Below are 22,591 nucleotides of genomic sequence, written 5' to 3'. Positions count from 1 at the left end.
TCTTTATATCTGAGTGCTAACACCTTTCGACTATTAAGATAGCACTCCCGCATATTTTTGTCAACACTGTTTAGATATTTTTTAGAAAGAGGCCGTTCCGGTTAATAAATGACATTCCGGAATTACTGATTCTGCCGAATATACTGCATCCACTCTTTAATCTTTCTCTCATGTCCATTCTCACACGGCACATAGAATTTTTCTCCTGCGATCTCGTCTGGAAGATATTGTTGTTCTACGTAATGGTGCGGATAATCATGAGCATATTTATATCCGGTTCCGTGTCCCAGTTTCTGTGCTCCTTTATAGTGAGCATCCTGCAGATGTGACGGAACAGTCGTCTTTGTCCTCTTCACACTTGCCATTGCATCAGCGATTGCGATATATGAGGCATTACTCTTTGGGGCAGTTGCCACATAAGTGACTGCCTGTGAAAGGATGATCTGTGCTTCCGGCATACCGATTCTTTCAACTGCCTGGGACGCAGATACTGCTACCGTAAGTGCCATCGGATCTGCATTTCCGACGTCTTCCGATGCACAGATCATAATACGCCTGGCTATGAACTTGATATCTTCTCCTGCATACAGCATTTTTGCAAGATAATACACTGCCGCATCCGGATCAGAACCCCGCATACTTTTGATAAATGCAGAGATCGTATCGTAATGATTATCCCCGGTCTTATCGTATTTGACTACCCGTTTCTGAATACATTCGGACGCAACATCCAGTGTTATATGAATCTTTCCGTCTGCCCCCCGTTCTGTTGTCAGGATACCAAGTTCAACCGCATTCAATGCACTTCTGGCATCCCCGCCGGAAATATCTGCAAGAAATTCCAATGCATCTTCCTCTATCACTGCCTGATAACTTCCCATACCTTTTACCGTGTCATAGACCGCTCTCGTGATCAGCGTCTTAATATCTTCTTTTGCAAGCGGCTGCAACTCAAAAATGCTCGATCTTGAAAGCAGTGCCCCATTCACTTCAAAATACGGATTTTCCGTCGTTGCACCGATCAGGATGATCGTACCATCCTCCACAAACGGAAGCAGATAATCCTGCTGTCCTTTATTAAATCTGTGGATCTCATCTACGAACAGGATGGTCTTCTTACGGTACATTCCCTGCATCTCTTTTGCTTTGGCAATCACTTCTTCCATATCTTTTTTACCCGCAGTCGTTGCATTGATCTGGGTAAATTCCGCACTGGTCGTGTTGGCAATTACTTTGGCAAGCGTGGTCTTCCCAGTTCCCGGAGGACCATAAAAAATGACTGAGCTTAATTTGTCCGCCTTGATCGCCCTGTAAAGCAATTTATCTTTTCCTATAATATGCTGTTGTCCCACTACTTCTTCCAATGTTGTCGGCCGCAGTCTGGATGCAAGCGGAGCTTCCTTTTCCATGTTTTGCTCCCGCATGTAATCAAATAAATCCATTCTTTCATCTCCATTTAGTTGAACCACAAGAGTACAACTCTAATTCATTATCAGTTCATCGACTGTTACAAATTCAAACCCTTCTTTCTGCAAAATATCCACTATACGTAGTGCTGCATTCACGCTAGATTCATAACAGTCATGTAATAAAATAATATCATTTTCCCCCGCCTGCGTCACTACTTTATTGATAATTTCGTCTTCATTGTCCGTTGTCCAGTCCAGCGGATCTATGGTCCACAACACAGGCATGACATCCAGTTTCCTCTCCAGATTCTTCTGCCAGACTCCAAACGGCGGTCTCATATAAGAGACTTCCTCTCCGGTAATTCCGGTGATTACTTCATTTGTCATCAGTATTTCTTCCTGTGCCGTCTCATCCGGCACCCGTGTGATTTCCACATGATGATAGGTATGATTGCCTATCAGATGTCCTTCTTCCGCTTCCCTCTTTACCAGTTCCGGATTATTTTTTGCGTTTTCTCCGATCAGAAAAAATGTTGCTTTTACATTCCGCTCTTTCAATCCATCCAGAAGCTGCGGAGTCCATGCCGGACTTGGTCCGTCATCAAAGGTAATTGCAATCTTTGGATCCTCTTTTATCATATTTGATGCAACATACCGAATGGCTTTTTCATTCTGTTCCGTATGCATGTTATGAACTTTCACCGTTGTCTTATCTTCCACCCGCACCATCCTTGTCACAAGAAAACAGATTCCAACTATGCAAATGAACAAAACAAATGCTTTCTTTCTCTTCTTCCGCCATTTATATATTGCAGCAGATTCATAATCCCGATTTAATTCCATGCTGTCCCCACATACCACCATTTCATTTTACTATATGCAAAGACAGAAAATTCCATGCTCATACCCTTATTTCGAACGCATGGAATTAAAAAAAGCGTCAGCATTCTGACGCCCTACATTTATTTTGTTTTTATTTCTTTCGTTTTCGTGATGTCGCTTTTCTTCCCGACGCAGAAAGCTTTCTGACACTCCATCCAAATGTTCCGAGAGTCTTTCCCAATGTCAGGTATTCTCCGTGAGAATATGCCAGAAGTCCGGCCTTTCCCAGCTGTAGTCTTCCCTTTTTATCCAGATATTCTTCTCCTACCTGAACAGCCTCTACTTTTGCCAGAAACATATGATGCGAACCAAGTTCTTTTATCTCTGTTACTTTACACTCAATGTTCACCGGACATTCTTCTATGATCGGTGCATGATCAAGCTTTGACGCTTTGCCGGCCGTCAGATGCATCTCTTTCCATTTGTCGACATCACGACCGGAACGTACACCGCACCAGTCTGTTGCCTTTTTCAGCTTCTCGGTCGTCAGATTTACTACAAACTCTCCGCTGTCTTTCAAAAGATTGTACGAATATCGTTCCGGTCTTACAGATATATACAGCATCGCCGGATTCGTACATACTGTTCCTGTCCACGCAACTGTTATGATATTCGATCTGCCGGATTTATCTGCAGTACTTACCATCACAGCCGGAAGCGGATACAGCATATTTCCCGGTTTCCAGATCTGCTTTGCCATGTCTTCTCCCCCGCTTCCTTTACTGCTGTAATTCACTTACCAAAGTCGGTATCAGCTGTTTCTTTCTGGATACCACACCCTTTAAGATCATCTTCTCCGTGTTTTCTTTCAGGTCAAATGCATCAATGATATACTCTTTTGCCCTTGCCCCACAGCATAACAGTTCTGTCGACTCATCCAGAATGTCTGTCAGCATAAAGAACACCATCTGCACTCCATTCTTCTCCAGTACTTTCGGAAGATATGGTGTCAGCATCTCTTTTACTTTCTGCAGTTCCTCTTTACTCATGGAATTCAACTGTCCTACGCCAAATACCATATCATTGACTGTAAACTGCTTAAAATCCTGGAAGCAAATATCTTCTGCTGTCTTTCCGGCAAGGCTGCTTCCTGCCTTGAACATCGCCTGTGCCTGTTCTTCCAGATTGATACCCGCAATCTTCGCCAGTTTTTTGGCAATCTTTTCATCCAGCGGTGTGCAGGTCGGTGAACGGAATAAAAGTGTATCTGAAATAATTGCCGAACACAGAAGTCCTGCAATTGTTGGCTTGATCTCCACATCATTTTCTTTGTACATCTGATATACAATCGTTGCGGTACATCCTACTGGCTGGTTACGGAAGAACACTGGTCCCATTGTCTCTATATTTCCCAGTCTGTGATGATCGATGATCTCCACAATCTCTGCTTCTTCGATACCGTCTACAGCCTGATTCTTCTCGTTATGATCTACCAGAATTACTTTCTTCTTACTTACATTTAAAAAACGACGTCTGGATATGAACCCCCTGAACTTTCCATGTCTGTCAATGATCGGGAAATCACGGTACTTCTTCTTTGCCATCACTTCCTTGATATCTTCCACATAATCACTCATATGGAAAGAAATCAGAGGTGCCTTCGTCATAAAGCGCTTAACCGGGACACTCTGGTTGATCAGTCTTGCCGCGGTAAATGTATCGTGTGGCGTACTGATGATCACCGTACTCTGTTCATCTGCACGCTTGATCACTTCTTTTGAAACCTCCGCATTCTGGCAGACAACCATGCAGCTTACATCAATATCCAGGGCACACATCTGTGACTCTACACGGTTTCCAAGAATCACCAGATCATCCTTTTCAATAAATTCCTGCATCAGTTCCGGACTGGACGCACCGATTGCCGCTTTCCCTTTGGTAAAATATCCGTGTTCATTACCGGTTACCATCTCTCCATCCAGTGTATTCATAATGTTACGGTACTGTGTTTTTGCTTTGGAAAGGATCATGTTATCATATACTTCCATATAAGATGTTGCAATATCTCCTGTGGAAATCACACCAAGAAGTTCTTCGTCTCTTAATATAGGAATGGTCTTGATATTATTCTCCTTCATCTTTATCCATGTATCTTTCATAGACACATTCGGACCGATACCATCAATCTGATGGATATCCATATCCTTTACCTGCAGTTTTACATTTTCAAGAAGTGTCGGTACTTTTACCCCAAACTTCTGTAATACATAATGTGTCTCTTCATTTATCTGACCGGCTCTTTTGGCTACATAATCATTACCGGTTATTTCTCTTTTTAAATTCGCATAGGCAATTGCCGAACAGATGGAATCCGTATCTGGATTCTTATGTCCCACAACGTATATTTTTTCTTCTTTTTTAGCCATCTTTTATCTTTCACATCCTTTTGCTTATATCCTTCAAGTATTAAGCTTGCCATCTTTTTGAAGTTTCGTCAACCTTTATTTCCATGTATTTCGTATTTTTCTTTGAACAATATTATGGTTCTATGCTATACTGAAATTAATACTGGAGAACATGTTATTTGCATGTTCTTACTATTACTAAGAAGGGAATTATTACACTATGAGCGAAGAATTATTACACGAACAAACACAGACAGAAGCAGCTGTTACAATGGCTGACCTTGAGGAACATTTCGATGATGCAAATCCATGGAACGTAGTAAAATCTTATATGGAAAAAGGCACGATCCTGCCTGTAAAAGTAGAAGGAATCGTGAACGGCGGAGCCATTGCCATGATCGAGGGAATCCGCGGATTCATTCCTGCATCCAGATTATCTCTTTCTTATATCGAAGATCTGGAAACATATCTGTTAAAAGATATTGAAGTCAGGGTCATTGATGTAGATGAAGCCAATAACCGTCTTGTGCTCTCTGCACGTGAGATCCTACAGGAAAAAGCAAGAAAAGAAAGAGAAGCCCGAATTGCAGCTGTTAAAGTCGGCAGCATAGTAACTGGTACGGTAGAAAGTCTTCAGAACTACGGCGCATTTGTAGATCTCGGCGACGGACTCTCCGGGCTGGTACACATCTCCCAGATCAGTTTAAAACGGATCAAATCACCTTCTGATGTGTTAAATGTCGGAGATGAGGTAAATGTAAAGATCATCGGCGTAAAAGACGGTAAGATCAGTCTCAGCATGAAAGCTCTTGAAGAAGAGAAAAAAGAAGAAGAGGAAATCCATGTAGAGATTCCTAAAGCTGAGGCGATTGGTACAAGTCTCGGAGATTTATTCAAAGGGTTGAAATTAGATTAGTTGGGATTTAATTTATTAACTGGGGAAGCGGCCTCTCAGTCCTTGAAGAAAACAATAGATAAGGCTTCTTGTTCAGGTTCCATACCATAAGAAACACTAAGAGAGCCAGAATCACCTAAAAGCAAAGGAACTACGCTCAAACTCGGCGTTCGCCTCAAACACGTTCGCTTCGTTCCTTTAACGGTGCTTCTGACTCTCTAATTGTTTCTAACGGCATTCCACATTCACAATAATCCTTATCTATTGTTTCCTTCAAGTCGTGACTGGCAGCGGATGTTAATAAATAAAATGCCCGGAAATGTAACCCGGTGGAGGCCACTACGGTTACGCAATTGCCATTTAGTACCATAAAAGTGTAGTTGTTAGAGAGTAATTAACTCTAACATCTACACTTATTTTATTATAATAAGGGAAGTAGTTGGTATGACATATTGCCATTAGGATTTTCACATCCGTGAATGAAACCGTCAGCCATCCCCTTATTATAAACATTCATTTAAGCAGGTTGAAACTCGCAGGAGCTTTCGCGTAACGAACTAAACTGAATCATAATAAGTGTAGATGGGATAAACAACTGCAATTCTATAAAAAGAAAAGGAGTATATTATGATCAGCGTAGGAATTGATGTATCAAAAGGGAAAAGTACAGTATGTATTTTGAAACCATATGGAGAGATTGTTAGTAAGCCTTTCAATATTACCCATACCCAAAAGGATTTAAGCGAATTATCTTCCATGCTTTTCAGACTAAATGATGAAGTCAAAATCGTTATGGAAGCAACCGGAATTTATCATCTTCCAGTTCTTACATATTTACAGGAAAAAGGATTTTTTGTTTCTGTAATTAATCCGTATCTTATGAAAAGTTATCGTAACGAAAGTCTGCGAAAAGCCAAAACCGACAAGATTGATTCCCGTATCATTGCTAATTATGGAATTGATCATTGGTTTAAAATGAAAGAATTTCAAACTTCTGGAGAGATTTATAAAGAGTTGAAGTTGCTTGGACAGCAATATCGGCATTATATGAAACTTCATCTTTTATCTCTCGCTGAATTGACCCATCTTTTAGATTTGACCATGCCTGGAATAAAGAATCTTCTTGCAAGTTGGAATGAAACAAATCGGAAAGATAAAAGAAGTGATTTTGTGGAACGTTTTTGGCATTATGATGTAATAACATCTATGTCTGAACAGGAATTTACTGAAGAGTATATACTTTGGGCAAAAGAAAAGAAATACGTCCCAAGCCAGGAAAAGGCCAAAGTTATATACACCCTGGCTCAGGAAAGTATTCCCACATTACCTTCAGAAACCTCATCGGTCAAAATACTGGTGACTGAAGCAGTTCGGGTGCTCAAGGAAGTTGATGCAACCCTTGGTCTAATTTTATCACGGATGCAGGAAATAGCCAAGACTTTGCCAGAATATTCGGTTGTAAGAGAAATGGGTGGAGTGGGAAATACATTAGCCCCAAAGTTAATTGCAGAAATAGGAGATGTTCGCAGATTTCGCAACGGGAAGGCATTGGTTGCATTCGCAGGAATTGATCCACCACCGTATGAATCTGGTCAATTTGTAGGTTGTAATAGGAAAATCTCGAAACGTGGTTCAGCATCATTGCGCAAAGTAGGATACGAAACAATGAGAAGTTTAAAAATGCGTTCCAGACCAGAAGATCCGGTTTACCGATATGTTGTAAAAAAGGAATCAGAAGGTAAAAGTAAAAAATCAGCAAAGATAGCCGGATTAAATAAGTTTTTACGCATTTATTATGCTCGAGTAACTGAACTATATAAAAATATATAATCTTATATAAAATAAATAATTTTTTAGACTGCCAATCAGACAGTCTATTTGTAGTACGCAAATATATTTTGTGACAGAAAATAAAAAGGATAAAAATAATTATTGACTTTTCTTAGCAGGTTTCATTCGTAAGGCATTCGACACCCACGGAATAAAAAGTAGAAAGCCGTTCCAGTGAATGTGAAGAAGGTGTTGGAAATAGTTAAGCGTCAAAATTATGCGTTGGGTTTTCGAAATTTGCCTGTTTGAGCCGAATGGCGAGTTGCAAATTTCGGAAGCCCGTTTTTAGCATAATTTTGACGCTTTAGTATTTCCCGCCGCCGGAACTTGAACAGGAACGGCTTCCTACTTTTTATGCAGGTCCGGGTCGTCGTGCCTTTCTGAATTAAATCCCAATTACATCCCTACCGGCTTCGCCTTCTCCAGATCTCTCAGCCATACTTCCGCGCATGCATCACTCGGCATTCTCCAGTCGCCTCTTGGAGACAGTGCCACAGTTCCTACCTTTGGTCCGTCCGGCAGACAGGAGCGTTTAAACTGCTGGATGAAGAATCGTCTGCAGAACGTATATAACCATTTGTAAATGGTTGCATCATCATATTCACCGTCAAATGCATATCTCGCAATACGGTATATCTTACCCGGTTCATAACTGAATCTCAGCAGATAATACAAGAAGAAGTCATGCAGCTCATACGGTCCGACCAGATTCTCTGTCTTTTGGGCAATCTCACCGTCTTTTGGCGGAAGAAGTTCCGGACTCACCGGTGTGTCCAGTACATCATACAAGACATCTTTTAATTCCTGGTCTTTACAGGTATCCGCATAATAATGGACCAGATGGCGTACCAGTGTCTTTGGAACCGACGCATTGACTCCATACATAGACATATGGTCCCCGTTATAAGTCGCCCATCCAAGAGCAAGTTCAGACATATCTCCTGTACCAATTACAATTCCACCGGTCTGATTGGCAACATCCATCAGTACCTGTGTTCTTTCTCTTGCCTGGGAATTTTCATAGGTTACACTGTGATCTTCCGGATCATGTCCGATATCTTTAAAATGCTGCTCTACTGCTGCCCCCACCGGAATCTCACGCAGTGTTGCTCCCAGTTTTAGTGACATCTTACATGCATTCTGATAAGTTCTGTCCGTTGTTCCAAAACATGGCATTGTTACCGCTGTAATTCCACTGCGGTCCATTCCAAGTGCATCAAATGCCTTTGCGGACACAAGAAGCGCAAGTGTAGAATCCAGTCCGCCGGAGATTCCGACAACCGCACTCTTTGCATGTGCATGTGCAAGACGTTTCTTCAGTCCCATTGCCTGAATTGTCAGAATCTCTTCACAACGTAAATTTCTCTCTGCCATCACACTTGGAACAAACGGTCTGGAAGCAAATTTTCTGGTAAGTTCCGTCTCTTCCACATGGATTGAAAATGGAATACGGATCAGCATTCTTTCTTTTTCTGTCTGGAATGTTGTATTCTTACGTCGCTCGCTTAACAGGCGCTTCACATCCAATTCTGTATAAATCACTTCATTTGCGAAGCGATCACTCGACACAAGTGTTGTTCCGTTCTCCGCAATAATATTATGTCCTCCGAATACCAGATCTGTCGTAGACTCTCCCTCTCCGGCATTGGCATAAATGTATCCGCAGATCAGTCTCGCTGACTGTCCCTCGATCAGGCTTTCACGATAAGATGCTTTACCGATCGTCTCATCGCTTGCAGAACAATTCACGATCACAGTTGCTCCTTCTCTTGCTGCAAGTGTACTTGGCGGAACCGGCGACCATACATCCTCACAGATTTCTGCGGAGATTACCAATTCTTCCATCTGATCTGCCACGAATAAAAGCTGTGGTCCGAACGGGATCTGCTTTCCATCCAATGTGATCCATCTCGCCTTATCCGGTCCCGGACGGAACTGCCGCATTTCATAAAACTCCCCATAGTTCGGGAGAAATGTCTTCGTCGTAAGGCCGAGGATCTCACCATGATTCAAAGCTGCTGCGACATTATAAAGTTCTCCATCTATGGCAAGCGGAACCCCGATAAATATAATCGCATCCTTCTCTTTTGTATATTCGGCTATTTTAAACAGTGCTTCTTTCGATTCCTTTAACAAAATGTCCTGCGTAAAAAGATCACTGCAGGTATATCCCGTTACACATAATTCCGGAAATACGATAACTTTTGCTCCTTTTGCAACAGTCTCATCAATCATCTTACAGATATTTTGTGTATTATAGGCAACATCCGCCACACGGATATCCGGAGTTACTGCTGCCACTTTTACAAACCCGTCTCTCATGACTTTTCTCCTTATCGTTTACAGCGTTTTAAGATATCTTTCAACTCTTCTACGCTGTATTTATATGCCGTATTACAGAAATGACATTTTACTTCTATATCCTGACCATCATCTATCATATCCTGGATTTCTTTCTTTCCGACACTGATCACAGCCTTTTCTACTCTTTCTTTTGAGCAATTACAATAGAATTTTGTCGGCATTGTACTTGTAATTTCAAGTCCAAGATTTCCAAGCAGGATTTTCAGGATCTGCTCTGGTGTTTCACCTTTTTTCAGATGATCCGTTACAGATGTGATATTCTTCAGATTTTCCTCAATCTGACTGATCGTCTCTTCCTTTGCAAATGGCATCATCTGGATAATGAAGCCTCCTGCACATGCCACTGTATTATCTTTATCCATCAGCACCCCAAGTCCTACCGAAGATGGCACCTGCTCTGAATTGGCAAAATAGTACGTCAGATCTTCCGCAATTTCACTGGATACCAGAATGGTCTGTCCGGAGTATGGCTCTTTGAGTCCCATATCTTTGATAACCTGGAGAAGCCCGATTCCAACAGCACCGCCTACATCCAGCTTTCCATTCTTTGGCGGCAGCATGACATCCGGATGATTTACATAACCTTTTACATCTCCCTTGCTGTCCGCAGTAACTGTAATTCCGCCAAGCGGTCCGTCTCCTCTTACCTGAAGTGTCAGCATATCTGTATCATTCTTCATCATACTTCCCATCATAGCTCCTGCAGTAAGAAGTCTTCCCAGTGCTGCGGTTGCCACCGGGCTGGTATTATGATGTTCTCTGGCCGCTTCCACAAGTTCTTTTGTTGTTGCAGCAAACGCTCTTACCTGGCCGTCTGCTGCGGTTGCTCTTACGATATAGTCGTTCATATATATTCCTTTCCATCTTCTGTTTTCCTATTTTTATTCCGATGAGTTACTTCTCATCTCTATTATTTACCATGCTCTCTTGCGATCACAGTGATCCGTTCACTCGTATGCATCGGTGCTTTCTTTGTATACGCATCATAAGCTGCAACGAATTTCAGACCCGCTTTTTCAATTAGTCCTCTGATTTCTCTGAGTGTATATGCTTTCTGGAAATGACTCTCCTGATACTTTCTGTACAGTGCTTCCTCTTCATCCTCGCGGACAAATAATGTCAGTTCGTATTCATTGATCATCGATGTATGGTTATAATAATTTTCCCAGATAAAGCTACACTCATCCCTGTCTTCTGCGATTACCTGATTACCCAGAATTTCTCTGTACTTATATTCTGTATTAAAATCAAAGATCAAGATTCCCTGCGGGTCCAGATAATTATTGACCAAGCAGAATACTTCCTGCAATTCATTTTTATCTGTCACATAATTTACACAGTCACATACACTGACAATAGCTCTCACTGTTCCATATAATTCGAACTCCTGCATATTTTGTAACAGATAGAGGATATCATGTCCGCTCTCGATACGCTTCTCCATTGCGATTTCCAGCATGTCTTCGGAATTATCCACCCCGATCATATCATATCCTTTTTCTGCCAGTAGTTCCGTCATGCTTCCGGTTCCGCATCCCAGTTCCAGAACCAGCCCGTCTCTTATTCCATATTCTTTTAATCTGTCTTCCAGATAATCTGCCCATTCCTCATATGGCACATTATCCATGAATGTATCATAGACCTCGGCAAAACTTGTATATGCCTCCATCTCTTCCTCCTTATAAATCCTTGCATATTTAACATTTCTATTATATCTGCTATCCGTAAAAAAGGCAACGTAGAAAATATGACCATTAGTCAATTTAATTTTGACTTCTTATCTTTATTTTGTTATACTTATATTATTGAATATATTATTTCAATATCTTGTTCAAATGAATTTTATATAACGAACCAAGAACTGTAGATCTGTGAATTTTAAGAAGGAAGTCTGATTACTCATGGGAAGAGTCGAAGAAAACAAAAAGAAAAAAAAAGAGGCGCTCTTTCGCACCGCATATGAATTATTTACCACAAAAGGAATTAATTCAACCGCCATTTCCGACATTGTTGAAAAGGCCGGTGTAGCGAAAGGAACGTTCTATTTATATTTTAAAGACAAATATGATATTAAAAACAAGCTGATCGCACATAAAACAAAAGAACTGTTTGATCATGCTGCCGTTGCACTGGAAAATTCCGGCATCACCGGTCTGGAAGATCAGCTTGTCTTTATTATCGATGACATCATTAATATTCTGGTCAACAACAAGCCATTGCTGAATTTCATTTCTAAAAATCTTGTAATGGGTGCCTTAAAGTCTGCTTTCTGGTCAGATGAAGAAGCCGACAAGATCTTTTATGAAAGATATCTTGAACTGGTAGCAGCCGACACCTATAATTATAAAGATATTGACATCATGCTGTTCACGATCCTCGAACTGGCCGGTTCTACCGGATATAATTCTATTCTCTTTGAAGAGCCTGTATCTATCGAAGCGTACAAGCCTTTCCTGTACCGTACGGTCCGCCTGATCATCCGGAGTCACCGCGAAGAAGCTTAAAGCTTCTTCCGGCTACAGGACTTGTCATCCGGCTACTGATACCGTGCAATTATTTCTTTCACGGCGTCTTCTGTTCCTTTCACAGAACCCTGGACCATCTCCGGCTTTCCGCCGCCGCGTCCTTCTAATGTACTGTTTAACGTTTTACTGATTGAACGGACATCTTCACTTCTGCTTCCGATCACATAGCGATACCCCTCCTCGTCCGTTCCTGCAAATACCGCACAGATGACTGCCCCTTTATCCAGCAGTTGGTTCATCATCTCTCTCGGAAGATTTCCCGATAAAGATCCGTCAAATACAGTCACAATCTTCTCATCCACCGGTATCTCTGCCACACAAAACTTCAGAAGTTTCTGCTGCAGTTCTGCAATCTGACTCTTCATACGTGTCTGCTCACTCTTCAGTCTGCCGACCGCTTCTGCCACTTCATATTCTTTCGCACACAACATGGTTGAAATTTCTTTTGTCATGGCATCCTTTTTCTCATAGTCTCTCATGGCACGTCTTCCGCAAAGCATCGTAATGCGTTCACCGCCTTTATAACTTACCATGCTTACCAGTTTGACAGCTCCGATCTCACCGGTTGTCTTCACGTGCGGAGCACAGCATGCACATACATCATATCCCGGAATCTTCACGATACGAACCTGACCTTCAATCTCGATCTTACTGCGGTAATCCATATCTTTCAATTCCTCTTTGGATGGATACAGAACCTCAACTTCCAGATTCCGGTATACTGCTTCATTGGCTTCTGTCTCGATTTCTTTCAGCTGCGCTTTACTGATCGGTCCGTCAAAATCCATGGTACAATAGTCGGCTCCCAAATGGAAACCGACATTATTATAGCCAAATCTTTCATGCACAATACCGGACACTATATGTTCTCCTGTATGCTGCTGCATCTTCTCAAAGCGTTCTTTCCAGTTGATCTTACCGGATACTATACTTCCCACTTCCAATGGTGCTGTCACAGAATGAAAGATCACATCATTTTTTTCGTGCACATCGGTAACTTCTGTATTGCCGAGAATGCCCGTGTCGGCATACTGACCGCCGCCTTCCGGGAAGAATGCTGTCTGATCCAGCACCACACAGAAACCATCCTTCGCTTCTTCACAGGAAATTACTTTTGCTGTAAATTCGGTTCTGTGACTGTCCTCATAAAATAATTTCTCTGTCATTTTTCCTACATCCTCTCCGGTGCTTCAAATCCAAGTACGTCGATACAAGCTTCCAGTACATCCTTCGTCACTTTCAGAAGCGCAATATAACTCTTTTGTTTTCCGGCATCTTCTTCTGCCAGAATCTTTGTCTCATGATAAAAACGATTGAATGCATTGGCAAGATCATAAATGTATGCACAGATCTTATGCGGTGCAAGATCCTGGAATGCATTCGCCATCACATCATTATATTTTGCAGCTTCCAGCATCAGAGCTTTTTCACAATCCGCATATGCTTCCTGTACTTTCAGTCCATCCAGGCTATTTCCCTGTGACTGGTATTTATTCAGGATCGATTTGATACGTACAATTGTATACAGAATGTACGGACCGGTATTTCCTTCAAAGGAAGTAAATCTGTCTACGTCAAATACATAATCTTTTGATGCCTGGTTTGACAGATCTCCGTATTTAATTGCTGCCATTCCGATGAGTTTTGCTGTCTGTTTTGCTTCTTCTCCCTCGATAGAATGATTTTCAGAGATTTTCTCATACATCTTCTCTGTAATCTCTGAGATCAGTGTCTCCAGACGCATTACCCCGCCTTCTCTTGTCTTGAACGGCTTGCCATCTTTTCCATTCATGGTACCGAAACCTAAGAATTTCAGTTCTGTTTCCGCAGGAACGATTCCTGTCTTCTTTGCAGCACGGAACACCTGTGTAAAATGCAGTTCCTGACGCTTATCCACCACATAGGCAACCTTGTCCGGATGATAATCCTGTACACGTTGTACCAGTGTGGCAAGGTCTGTTGTTCCATAAAGAGATGCTCCGTCTGATTTCTGGATCATGCAAGGAGGAATCTCTTTGGTATCTGTCTCTTCCTGCACATCAATCACCAGTGCTCCCTGGTCTTCATGTGCAAATCCTTCTTTCTTCAATCTCTCGATCATATCCGGGATGTATGCCTGAGCATCAGACTCCCCTTTCCAGAGATCAAAACTTACATTCAGATTCGCATAATTTTTCTTAAGATCAGATACCGATACACGAATGATATGATTCCAGATCGCACGATATCCTTTATGCCCGTTCTGTAACAGATACGTCGCATGCAATGCATTCTCCCTGTATGTCTCATCTTCTTTTGCCTTACCGCTTGCTGTCGGATAGATTTCTTCCAGTTCGCTGATTGTAAATGGAGCCTCTTTTGGATATTCACCTTCAAACGCTTCATCAAAATATGGCAGTTCCGGCTTTCTTTCTTTCAATTCTGTGATGATCAGTCCCATCTGATATCCCCAGTCTCCAAGATGGATATCGCCAAGAACTTCATGCCCCATCTTTCTTGAGATGCGCTTTACGCTTTCTCCGATGATCGCCGAACGGAGATGTCCTACATGTAACGGCTTTGCCACATTTGGTCCGCCATAATCCAGCACGATCATCTCCGGATGTTCTGTCTTCTCGATTCCGAGATTATCCGTCTCTTCCATCTGATTCAGATAATCTGCAACAAATGACTTTTTCAGTCTGATATTGATAAATCCAGGTTTTACAACCTCTACTTCTTCCATACATGCACTGTCTTCTAACAGGGCAACGACATCCTCTGCGATCATGAACGGTGCTTTTTTGTAAGCTTTTGCTCCTGCCATCGCTCCGTTACACTGGTATTCGCAGAGATCCGGACGGTTTGACAGTGTTACTTTTCCATACGTTCTGTCATAACCTGCCTTTTCGAATGCTTCTGAAAGTTCTTCTGCAATATAATCAATGATTTTCTTCACTTCATATCTCCTATATTTTCTATAATTCCTATAAATTTCCATCAAAAATAGCAAAAAAAGTACACACCCGGGCGGATTCGAACCGCCGCTCCCGCCTCCGGAGGGCGGTGCTCTATCCCCTGAGCTACGGGTGCGTATACAATTACTATATGAAATTGCCTTAGTAATATTAACACATCTTTGAGATAAAGTAAAGGAAATGCATCCCACTTTTCGATCATTTCCTCTACTTTTTTAATATTTTTCTTTAATTTCCCTTTTTAAATCTTACAGCGCAAGTTTTCCACTCTCCCGGTCATAATAATATGCCCTGTCCGAAAGTACTTCTTCCGCCTCTACCTGTGTCTCATTGATCTCCTCGATCATGCTTCCCAGTTCTTCTCTGCCCGGCGCTTCGCTTTCAGCCACAATAATGGTCTCATGCACACTGCTTGGGATCACAAAAAAATTTTCTCCCACTACACCGGCAATCTTTCTCAGACAATCCGGATAGATCAGTGCCGCAGCCCCATAGCTACGCATTTCATTGCTCAGGATATACATTTTTTCTGCCGGTCCCTCTTCCATCCCAAGTCCCAGCAATTCTTCGATCACCGTGCGCATCGGTGCAAATTCATACGGCAGTAACTCCTGGGTATTCTTAGAAGCCCGGTAATATAGATCTTCTTCCGTTACTTTCCACATATCCATATGTTCTGCTCTGACCATCATGGATGCCATGCCATATTCATCTACCTCTAACAGTACATAATAAATAATTGCAAGATCCAGATAACTTTTATATGGAATTTCTTTTAAAAGCTCCTGATTCTCCTCTCTGCCTATCAGACGGTATATGATCTTATCTTTGACAAATTCATAGTCTTTTACCTTTTCACCGTCCTCCCATGAATTCTGAAACCGGATTTTCTCATATAATCCGACAATATCTTTTGCAATCTGTTCCAACGGATACCCCATCCGGAACTGATGAAAATACTCTTCCAGATAAATCGTCGGTGAAATATTGATTCCTTTTTCCGAAATCATAATACCGCTTCTCCTCACACCATTATTCTTCACATTGGTATGAATGCTTACTGTTTTTTCTCCTTCCACCTCTTTCTTTACTTTTGTCTCTACTGCATGGATAAACTGAAAATATGTCATAAAAGCTCCTTCCTATCCAGCAATATACAAAAATCATCTTGAAAATCTGCGGTGATATTACCGCCTGAGATAACAGAACATCTTTTGAATTGTTTCTGAAATATTATGGTAATTAGATTATAAAAAAGCCCTGCACAAAATGCAAGGCTTTTTATAATTATTTAATTTAGAATTCTTATGACTCTTATGCTCTTGAGAGGTATGCTCCTGTACGGGTATCAATCTTGATCGTCTCGCCCTGATCAACGAAAAGCGGAACGTTAACTTTCGCACCTGTCTCAACGATAGCCGGCTTTGTAGCACCTGTAGCTGTGTTACCTTTTACACCTGGCTCTGTCTCTGTTACAACCAGTTCAACACTGAGCGGCGGCTCGATCGCAAATGCATTTCCCTGATAGAAGCTGATAGATACTTCTTCGTTTTCTTTTACAAACTTCATAGAATCTGCTGCATCATCTGCGCTGATCATAATCTGCTCAAATGTCTCGTTGTCCATGTAGTTATAGAATTCTCCATCGTTGTACAGATACTGCATTTTCTTTCTTTCAATGTGAGCCTGTTCAAATGTCTCTGTAGGACGGAATGTTGTCTCTACCACACCACCGTCGATAATATTTTTCATCTTAACACGCACAAAAGCTGCACCTTTACCAGGTTTTACGTGCATGAAATCAATAACCTGACATACTTTTCCATCAACTTCGATTGTTACACCATTACGGATGTCTCCTGCTGAAACTTTAGCCATTACCTTATCCTCCTTAAATCGCGTATACACGCTTACGTAATTTCATCTCATATTATTCTATAATACATGATATTATTTTTCAACCTTTTTTTCGTGTCTCTGACTCTTCTTGTAGAAATGTAACACAATTTTTTCCAGATAACGCTTCAAAACAATCTGGATTTCTTCCTTTGGATGTATCGGTTTTACCAGAATATTCGGGATTCCGGCACGTTTTGCTCCCCATACATCTGTAAAAAGCTGGTCTCCGATAAACACAGAACTCCTTCTGTCTGTTCCCATAATCTCCATCGCCCTGAGATAATTCCTGGTTGATGGCTTGTGCGCATTATAAACATAGTCCACCTGGATATCTTTATTGAACATCTCTACCCTTGGCTTCTGGTTATTCGAGATCAGACAGCATCGGAATCCGATTGCTTTCAGTCTGGCAAATAATGCCTTTGCTCTCTCGTCCGCCGGTGCTCCGTGCGGAACCAGCGTATTATCAATATCAAAGATCAGTCCGCGTACACCCTCTTCATATAATTTTTCAAAATCGATCACATAAGTGGATGCTACATACTGATCCGGAAAAAATCTATCAAACATATTATTCTTCTGACTCCTGCAGATGCTGTACCAGCTCTTCACAGATCTGAAGAACGGTCTTATCATCCGTATTGATTACTATATCTGCTGCCGCTTCATATTTCTCACGGCGCTGCTCCATAAGTTCTGAAATGCCTTTGACATTCTTTCTGCCATTTAATACCGGTCTGTCATTGCTGTCTTTTACACGTTCAAAAATCGTCTCCGGTGTAGCAGTAAGAAGAACAACTCTTCCGTTCTTTTTCATCTCTGCTACATTTCTCTCTCTTAAGGCCGCACCACCACCGCATGAGATTACTGCATTCTTATGCGACTGCATCTCGATCAGAAGATTCGTCTCCAGATCACGGAAATATTCTTCGCCATATGTAGCAAAGATATCCGGAATACTCATCTCTTCACGTTCTGCAATCACCTGATCCATCTCTACAATATCCATATCAAACATCGTGCTCAGATAATCAGAAATTGTTGACTTTCCAGCCCCCATGAATCCAATCAGTACAATGTTATAATCAAAGAGTTTTCTTGCCTGGATTCTCTTACTGTTACGCAAGATACATCCAAACACATCAAAGATTTCTTCTTTATATTTATTTTCTTTCAGTTTTTCTTCCAGTCTTCTCTTCTGTTTTTCTTCCTGATGCGGCTGTAAGATTGGCATACCATATTCTTCTTTATACGCCATGATCTTTTCAATAATAGAACTACGTTCTACCAAAGCGTCAATAATCTTATCATCACACAGAGCCAGCTGCTCTCTGTACATTTCTAAATCGTTCATTCTTCTGTACTCTCCTATAAATTGCAAACTATTGTCCGATATATTCATGTATTATAGCAAGGAATCTACTTTCACGCAAGATTATCCGGCGTATTCCTGCATATTTCCTGCATATTTTCTGCATATTCCCTGCATATTCCGGTCGTCAGGAAATTCCTGTGCTCTCACTGTTCTTCTATTTTTCCCGCATCTGCCGTTCCCATTCATGCAGCTTTCTCGCTGCCTCCGGATTCTGTTTTTCCAGCCGTCTCTCCAATCGTTCGCGGTTCTTTTTCAGATGGTCCAGGATCTCCGGATGATGCATTAATAACTGCTGCTCGATCTTGCGTCTTCTCTTTTCAATCAACTGCAGGATCACTTTTTTGTCTCCACGCAGATTCTCCGGAAGTTCATCCAGATGCATTTCCATTCGTCTTAAGATCTCATCTTCATCCAATGCCCCCAGTGAATGCCAGTTTTTGAGTTTTTCTTCAAACCCTACGTCTGCAAGCCTTTCCAGATCCGGAAGTCTATGGATCTGTTCCATAACCTGATGGACTTTCTTTTCCATCTCTTCCACCGCATCATCACCGAACGCCCATGCGAATTCTTCTAATGTATTCTCTTCTTCTGCCGGGATCATTGCTTCGTGAACTGCATGCACTGCCGCCGGGATTTCCAACTGCCACGGCATCTGGATAACCGGAGATTTCTCCGATTCCATACTCGTCCCCGGTGTTGCAACACCTGCATCCTGCAATGCTGCAAGAATCGTTCTTCTGACCTTTCCTTCCTCGATCAGATGACCGATCCCAAGACTGCGCATCTGTTCATTTACATTTTCGGAATGCTCCGTAATATAAAACCTGATCCCTTTCTTATCAAAATTTTCCGCCATCATTTCCAGCCGGTCTGCTGCCGTAACGTCAATACTGTTGATCGCAGCCGCATCCACGATTACAACCTCTGTATCCTCTTTGATACTGTTCTCAATGTCCGACTGGAATATCTTTACATTTGCAAAGAAAAGGTTCTCACTGAACCGGTAAATGATCGTATGGCGTATCGGATATGCATTGCGGTTTCTCTTAAGATCGTAATAAGCCTCTTTTCCCGGAATCATACCGCGGAAAGACCTCGGAGGATTCGTCGCACGAAGTACCACTGCTACAAAAGAAAGCAGCAATCCGATCACCACACCATAAATAGTACCTAAAAATAATACACTCACACACGCAGCTACAAAAATATAGAATTCATTACGGCTTACTTTAAATAAGCGCACCGCCAGATGCAGTTCTACTACATTCATCAGTGCCGAGATTACGATCGCTGTCAGAATCGGAACCGGCAGGTATCCGATAAATCCAGTTGCACATAGCAATACGGCTGCCATCGTAATTGCCGCTACGACAGATACCGCCTGTGTCTTTCCTTCATACTGTTCATTCATGGATGTTCTGGATATACTGCCATTCACCGGACAACAGCCTACACATGCCGCTGTGATATTTCCCATCGCACAAGCCAGGATCTCCTGGTTTTCATCAATCTTATAGCCATTCTTCATGGCAAAATTATTTTCCGACAACAGCGTCTCCGACATGATAACCGCTGCGATCATCAGACTTCTTCCAAGTGCCTGCCTCAGGTCAATTCCCGCAAAATGGAAATGTACCAGCTTCGGAAGTCCTTTTTCCACCGCATCCAAAAGTACCACACCATGTTCGTCTACACGAAAGCACATCGTTGCTGCTACACCTGCTGCCATGATCACAATTGCTGCCGGGAATTTGGGAATTACTTTTCCTGCCATGCGAAGCAGCAGCAACGCTCCCACACCAAGTACCACTGACAGCCAGCTGATTTCTTTGCACGTCTCTGCGATATGCCTGAGCAGTTCCGGAAGTTCTCCAGATCCGGCCTTTCCGCCAAGGATCTTCGGTATCTGCATCAGAATAATTGTCAGTGCAATCCCGCTGATAAATCCTCCCATCACCGGTGTCGAAATGAAGTCCACGATTCTTCCGGCTTTTAAAAAATAAAACAGCAGCAGCCAGATTCCTGTCAGAAATGCGATCACAGGCACATACTGCATTGCCGCTTCACTTCCGCTTTCAATCCCAAGTGATACCAGTGCTGCTCCGACAATTGCCGCCGGTGCCGCATCGACTCCGAAAATGAATTGCCGCGATGTTGAGAACAGCGCAAAGAACAGAATCGGGAATACCGAACCGTATAGTCCATATACTGCAGGCAGTCCGGCAATCTGTGCATAGCCCATCGAGATAGGGATTGACACTGCTGCCATGATGATCCCCGAGAAAATATCTTTGGGAAGATATTCTTTTTTATAATTTTTCATTGTTGAACACAATATATGTTTCATGCAACCTCTCCTTACGATTTTATAATCCGGGTATAAAAAAGAGACAAGCCAGCTATTTACACAGTGTCCCGTCTCTTCTTTCTACATTTTCAACATCTGTAAAACAATTAACAGATCTTGCAGATCCATCCTTCCGGAGCTTCGATGTGTCCCATCTGAATACCGGTTAATGTCTCATATAATTTCTTTGTAACTGGTCCCATCTCTTCCATTCCGCTTGGGAAACAGATCTCTTTGCCGTGGTCAACAATCTTTCCTACCGGAGAGATAACTGCTGCTGTACCGCAAAGTCCGCATTCTGCAAAGTCGCCAAGTTCATCTAAATAAACTTCTCTTTCTTCTACTTCCAGTCCAAGATAGTGTTCTGCAACATACATCAGAGAACGTCTTGTGATGGATGGAAGGATTGTAGATGATTTTGGTGTTACAACTTTGTTATCTTTTGTTACAAAGATAAAGTTAGCTCCACCGGTCTCTTCCACTTTTGTTCTGGTTGCTGCATCCAGATACATATTCTCATCGTATCCTTCTTCATGAGCTGTTACGATTGCATGAAGGCTCATCGCATAGTTCAGTCCGGCTTTTACATGCCCTGTTCCATGCGGTGCTGCACGATCGAAATCAGACACCTTGATCGTGATCGGTTTTGCGCCGCCTTTGAAATATGGTCCAACCGGTGTTGCAAACACACGGAACTGATACTCATCTGCCGGTTTTACACCGATTACAGCACTGGAACCGAACATATATGGTCTGACATATAAGGTTGCTCCTGATCCATATGGCGGTACATAAGCTGCATTAGCCTTTACAACCTGTTTAATAGCATCTACAAATCTATCTTCCGGGAATACAGGCATCTCAAGTCTTGCTGCAGAGTCTGCCATTCTCGCTGCATTTAAGTCCGGGCGGAATGTTACGATATGACCGTCTTCTGTGGTATACGCTTTCATTCCTTCAAAACATGTCTGTGCATACTGAAGTACACCTGCACATTCACTGATAGTAATCTGATCATCGGAGGTAAGTGTACCTTCATCCCATGCTCCGTTTTTAAAATTGGAAACATATCTCTTATCTGTCTTCATATAGCCAAATCCTATGTTTGACCAGTCAATATTCTTCTTCTCCATTGTGACTCCTCCGTCCTTTAAACAAATGTTTGATTTATCATCTTGTCTTATTATAATACTACTGTTTTTAAAATTCAAGAGTGCACTCTGTTTTTTTATCTTTCCATCATACTTATGGATTCAATTCCCACACTTCCGCCTCGTACAACTTCAATACTGGCGAATTCTTCTTTCATAAGTTTGATTACTGCATCATTTTTCGTTGCCGTCTGTACAAATTCCAGCAGTACACTGTCTTTGCCGTAATCAATGATTTTTGCCTTGAATGTCTCTGCAATCTGAAAACATTCCACTTTATCATCTTTTGAACATTTTCGCACTTTGACATACAGTATTTCTTTCATACGGACAAATACATCTGTAAAATCGATGACCTTGATCACTTCCACCAGACGGTTCAGCTGTTTCTTAATCTGTTCAAATGTCTCATCATCGCTGACTGTTGCGATCGTCATTCTGGACACGGTCGGATCTTCTGTCGTACCAACAGTCAGACTGTCCAGGTTATAAGATTTGCCGGAGAACAACCCTGAGATTTTTGACAGAACTCCTACCTGGTTCTCTACATATAAGGAAATCCATCGTTTTTTCATACCGTTATTATTCATTGTTTTTTTCCTCCTGTCCTCT

At 42.0% G+C, this 22,591-nt stretch carries 19 protein-coding genes and 1 tRNA gene; 3 read left to right on the top strand and 17 right to left on the bottom strand.

Features of this window, described 5'->3' with window-relative positions:
• Positions 1-122 precede the first annotated feature (122 nt).
• The 4 genes from NKF87_RS05650 to NKF87_RS05635 form a co-directional block, all read right to left on the bottom strand.
• Positions 123-1,442, bottom strand: a complete 1,320-nt coding sequence (locus NKF87_RS05650; protein ID WP_173791460.1) for a replication-associated recombination protein A — start codon at positions 1,440-1,442, stop codon at positions 123-125.
• Positions 1,443-1,481: 39 nt separating this feature from the next.
• Positions 1,482-2,096 carry a polysaccharide deacetylase family protein gene (locus NKF87_RS05645; RefSeq protein WP_226854003.1) on the bottom strand — a complete coding sequence of 205 codons (615 nt, stop codon included), beginning with the start codon at positions 2,094-2,096 and terminating at the stop codon, positions 1,482-1,484.
• A gap of 286 nt (positions 2,097-2,382) precedes the next feature.
• A complete protein-coding gene (locus NKF87_RS05640) occupies positions 2,383-2,991 on the bottom strand; it encodes a flavin reductase family protein (RefSeq protein WP_118224645.1) in 609 nt (202 codons plus the stop codon).
• A 19-nt stretch (positions 2,992-3,010) separates the two neighbouring features.
• The gene (locus NKF87_RS05635) at positions 3,011-4,657 is read right to left on the bottom strand and encodes a putative manganese-dependent inorganic diphosphatase (protein WP_118309441.1); all 1,647 of its coding nucleotides are present in this window, start codon (positions 4,655-4,657) and stop codon (positions 3,011-3,013) included.
• 199 nt (positions 4,658-4,856) lie between these two features.
• Between NKF87_RS05635 and NKF87_RS05630 the strand changes: the two genes are divergently transcribed.
• Together NKF87_RS05630 and NKF87_RS05625 are read left to right on the top strand one after the other, a co-directional pair.
• Positions 4,857-5,552, top strand: coding sequence for a S1 RNA-binding domain-containing protein (locus NKF87_RS05630; RefSeq protein WP_253584143.1), 696 nt, complete (start codon positions 4,857-4,859; stop codon positions 5,550-5,552).
• A 606-nt stretch (positions 5,553-6,158) separates the two neighbouring features.
• Positions 6,159-7,361, top strand: coding sequence for an IS110 family transposase (locus NKF87_RS05625; RefSeq protein ID WP_253584141.1), 1,203 nt, complete (start codon positions 6,159-6,161; stop codon positions 7,359-7,361).
• A 396-nt stretch (positions 7,362-7,757) separates the two neighbouring features.
• Here NKF87_RS05625 and NKF87_RS05620 read toward each other — a convergent pair whose 3' ends face one another.
• The 3 genes from NKF87_RS05620 to NKF87_RS05610 all read right to left on the bottom strand — a co-directional run bounded on the left by NKF87_RS05620 (position 7,758) and on the right by NKF87_RS05610 (position 11,394).
• A complete protein-coding gene (locus NKF87_RS05620; RefSeq protein ID WP_253584139.1) occupies positions 7,758-9,683 on the bottom strand; it encodes an NAD(+) synthase in 1,926 nt (641 codons plus the stop codon).
• An 11-nt stretch (positions 9,684-9,694) separates the two neighbouring features.
• The gene (gene hslO, locus NKF87_RS05615) at positions 9,695-10,573 is read right to left on the bottom strand and encodes an Hsp33 family molecular chaperone HslO (protein ID WP_253584137.1); all 879 of its coding nucleotides are present in this window, start codon (positions 10,571-10,573) and stop codon (positions 9,695-9,697) included.
• A 62-nt stretch (positions 10,574-10,635) separates the two neighbouring features.
• On the bottom strand, positions 10,636-11,394 hold the full coding sequence (locus NKF87_RS05610) for a class I SAM-dependent DNA methyltransferase (RefSeq protein WP_118224641.1): 759 nt from the start codon (positions 11,392-11,394) through the stop codon (positions 10,636-10,638).
• Positions 11,395-11,626: 232 nt separating this feature from the next.
• Between NKF87_RS05610 and NKF87_RS05605 the strand changes: the two genes are divergently transcribed.
• Complete coding sequence (locus tag NKF87_RS05605) at positions 11,627-12,229, top strand: TetR/AcrR family transcriptional regulator (RefSeq protein WP_118224640.1); 603 nt, start codon at positions 11,627-11,629, stop codon at positions 12,227-12,229.
• A gap of 32 nt (positions 12,230-12,261) precedes the next feature.
• Here the strand turns inward: NKF87_RS05605 and NKF87_RS05600 are convergent, their stop codons facing one another.
• The 10 genes from NKF87_RS05600 to ilvN all read right to left on the bottom strand — a co-directional run bounded on the left by NKF87_RS05600 (position 12,262) and on the right by ilvN (position 22,569).
• Entirely contained in the window at positions 12,262-13,416 is a 1,155-nt protein-coding gene (locus NKF87_RS05600; RefSeq protein WP_118309438.1) for an alanyl-tRNA editing protein, read from the bottom strand.
• A 5-nt stretch (positions 13,417-13,421) separates the two neighbouring features.
• Positions 13,422-15,188, bottom strand: coding sequence for an arginine--tRNA ligase (gene argS / locus NKF87_RS05595; protein ID WP_138376254.1), 1,767 nt, complete (start codon positions 15,186-15,188; stop codon positions 13,422-13,424).
• A 62-nt stretch (positions 15,189-15,250) separates the two neighbouring features.
• Positions 15,251-15,322, bottom strand: a tRNA-Arg gene (locus NKF87_RS05590).
• A 133-nt stretch (positions 15,323-15,455) separates the two neighbouring features.
• Positions 15,456-16,337: a DUF5688 family protein gene (locus NKF87_RS05585; RefSeq protein WP_253584135.1), complete on the bottom strand. Its 882-nt coding sequence runs from the start codon at positions 16,335-16,337 to the stop codon at positions 15,456-15,458.
• Positions 16,338-16,521: 184 nt separating this feature from the next.
• Entirely contained in the window at positions 16,522-17,085 is a 564-nt protein-coding gene (efp, locus tag NKF87_RS05580; RefSeq protein WP_028086671.1) for an elongation factor P, read from the bottom strand.
• A 72-nt stretch (positions 17,086-17,157) separates the two neighbouring features.
• Positions 17,158-17,676, bottom strand: coding sequence for a YqeG family HAD IIIA-type phosphatase (locus tag NKF87_RS05575; RefSeq protein ID WP_028086672.1), 519 nt, complete (start codon positions 17,674-17,676; stop codon positions 17,158-17,160).
• Between the two features lies 1 nt (position 17,677).
• Positions 17,678-18,460: a shikimate kinase gene (locus tag NKF87_RS05570; RefSeq protein WP_118378535.1), complete on the bottom strand. Its 783-nt coding sequence runs from the start codon at positions 18,458-18,460 to the stop codon at positions 17,678-17,680.
• Between the two features lie 175 nt (positions 18,461-18,635).
• Positions 18,636-20,828, bottom strand: coding sequence for a SulP family inorganic anion transporter (locus tag NKF87_RS05565; RefSeq protein WP_253584133.1), 2,193 nt, complete (start codon positions 20,826-20,828; stop codon positions 18,636-18,638).
• A 107-nt stretch (positions 20,829-20,935) separates the two neighbouring features.
• Positions 20,936-21,961 (bottom strand): branched-chain amino acid aminotransferase, encoded by a 1,026-nt coding sequence (locus NKF87_RS05560; protein WP_028086675.1) that lies wholly within the window; start codon positions 21,959-21,961, stop codon positions 20,936-20,938.
• Between the two features lie 95 nt (positions 21,962-22,056).
• Positions 22,057-22,569 carry an acetolactate synthase small subunit gene (gene ilvN, locus NKF87_RS05555; RefSeq protein ID WP_055280996.1) on the bottom strand — a complete coding sequence of 171 codons (513 nt, stop codon included), beginning with the start codon at positions 22,567-22,569 and terminating at the stop codon, positions 22,057-22,059.
• Between the last annotated feature and the right edge of the window lie 22 nt (positions 22,570-22,591).

Source organism: Dorea longicatena (assembly GCF_024168045.1).
Taxonomy (GTDB): Bacteria; Bacillota; Clostridia; order Lachnospirales; family Lachnospiraceae; genus Dorea_A.
Note: the sequence above shows the minus strand (reverse complement) of the source record. Positions and strands in the feature narration are given on the sequence as shown.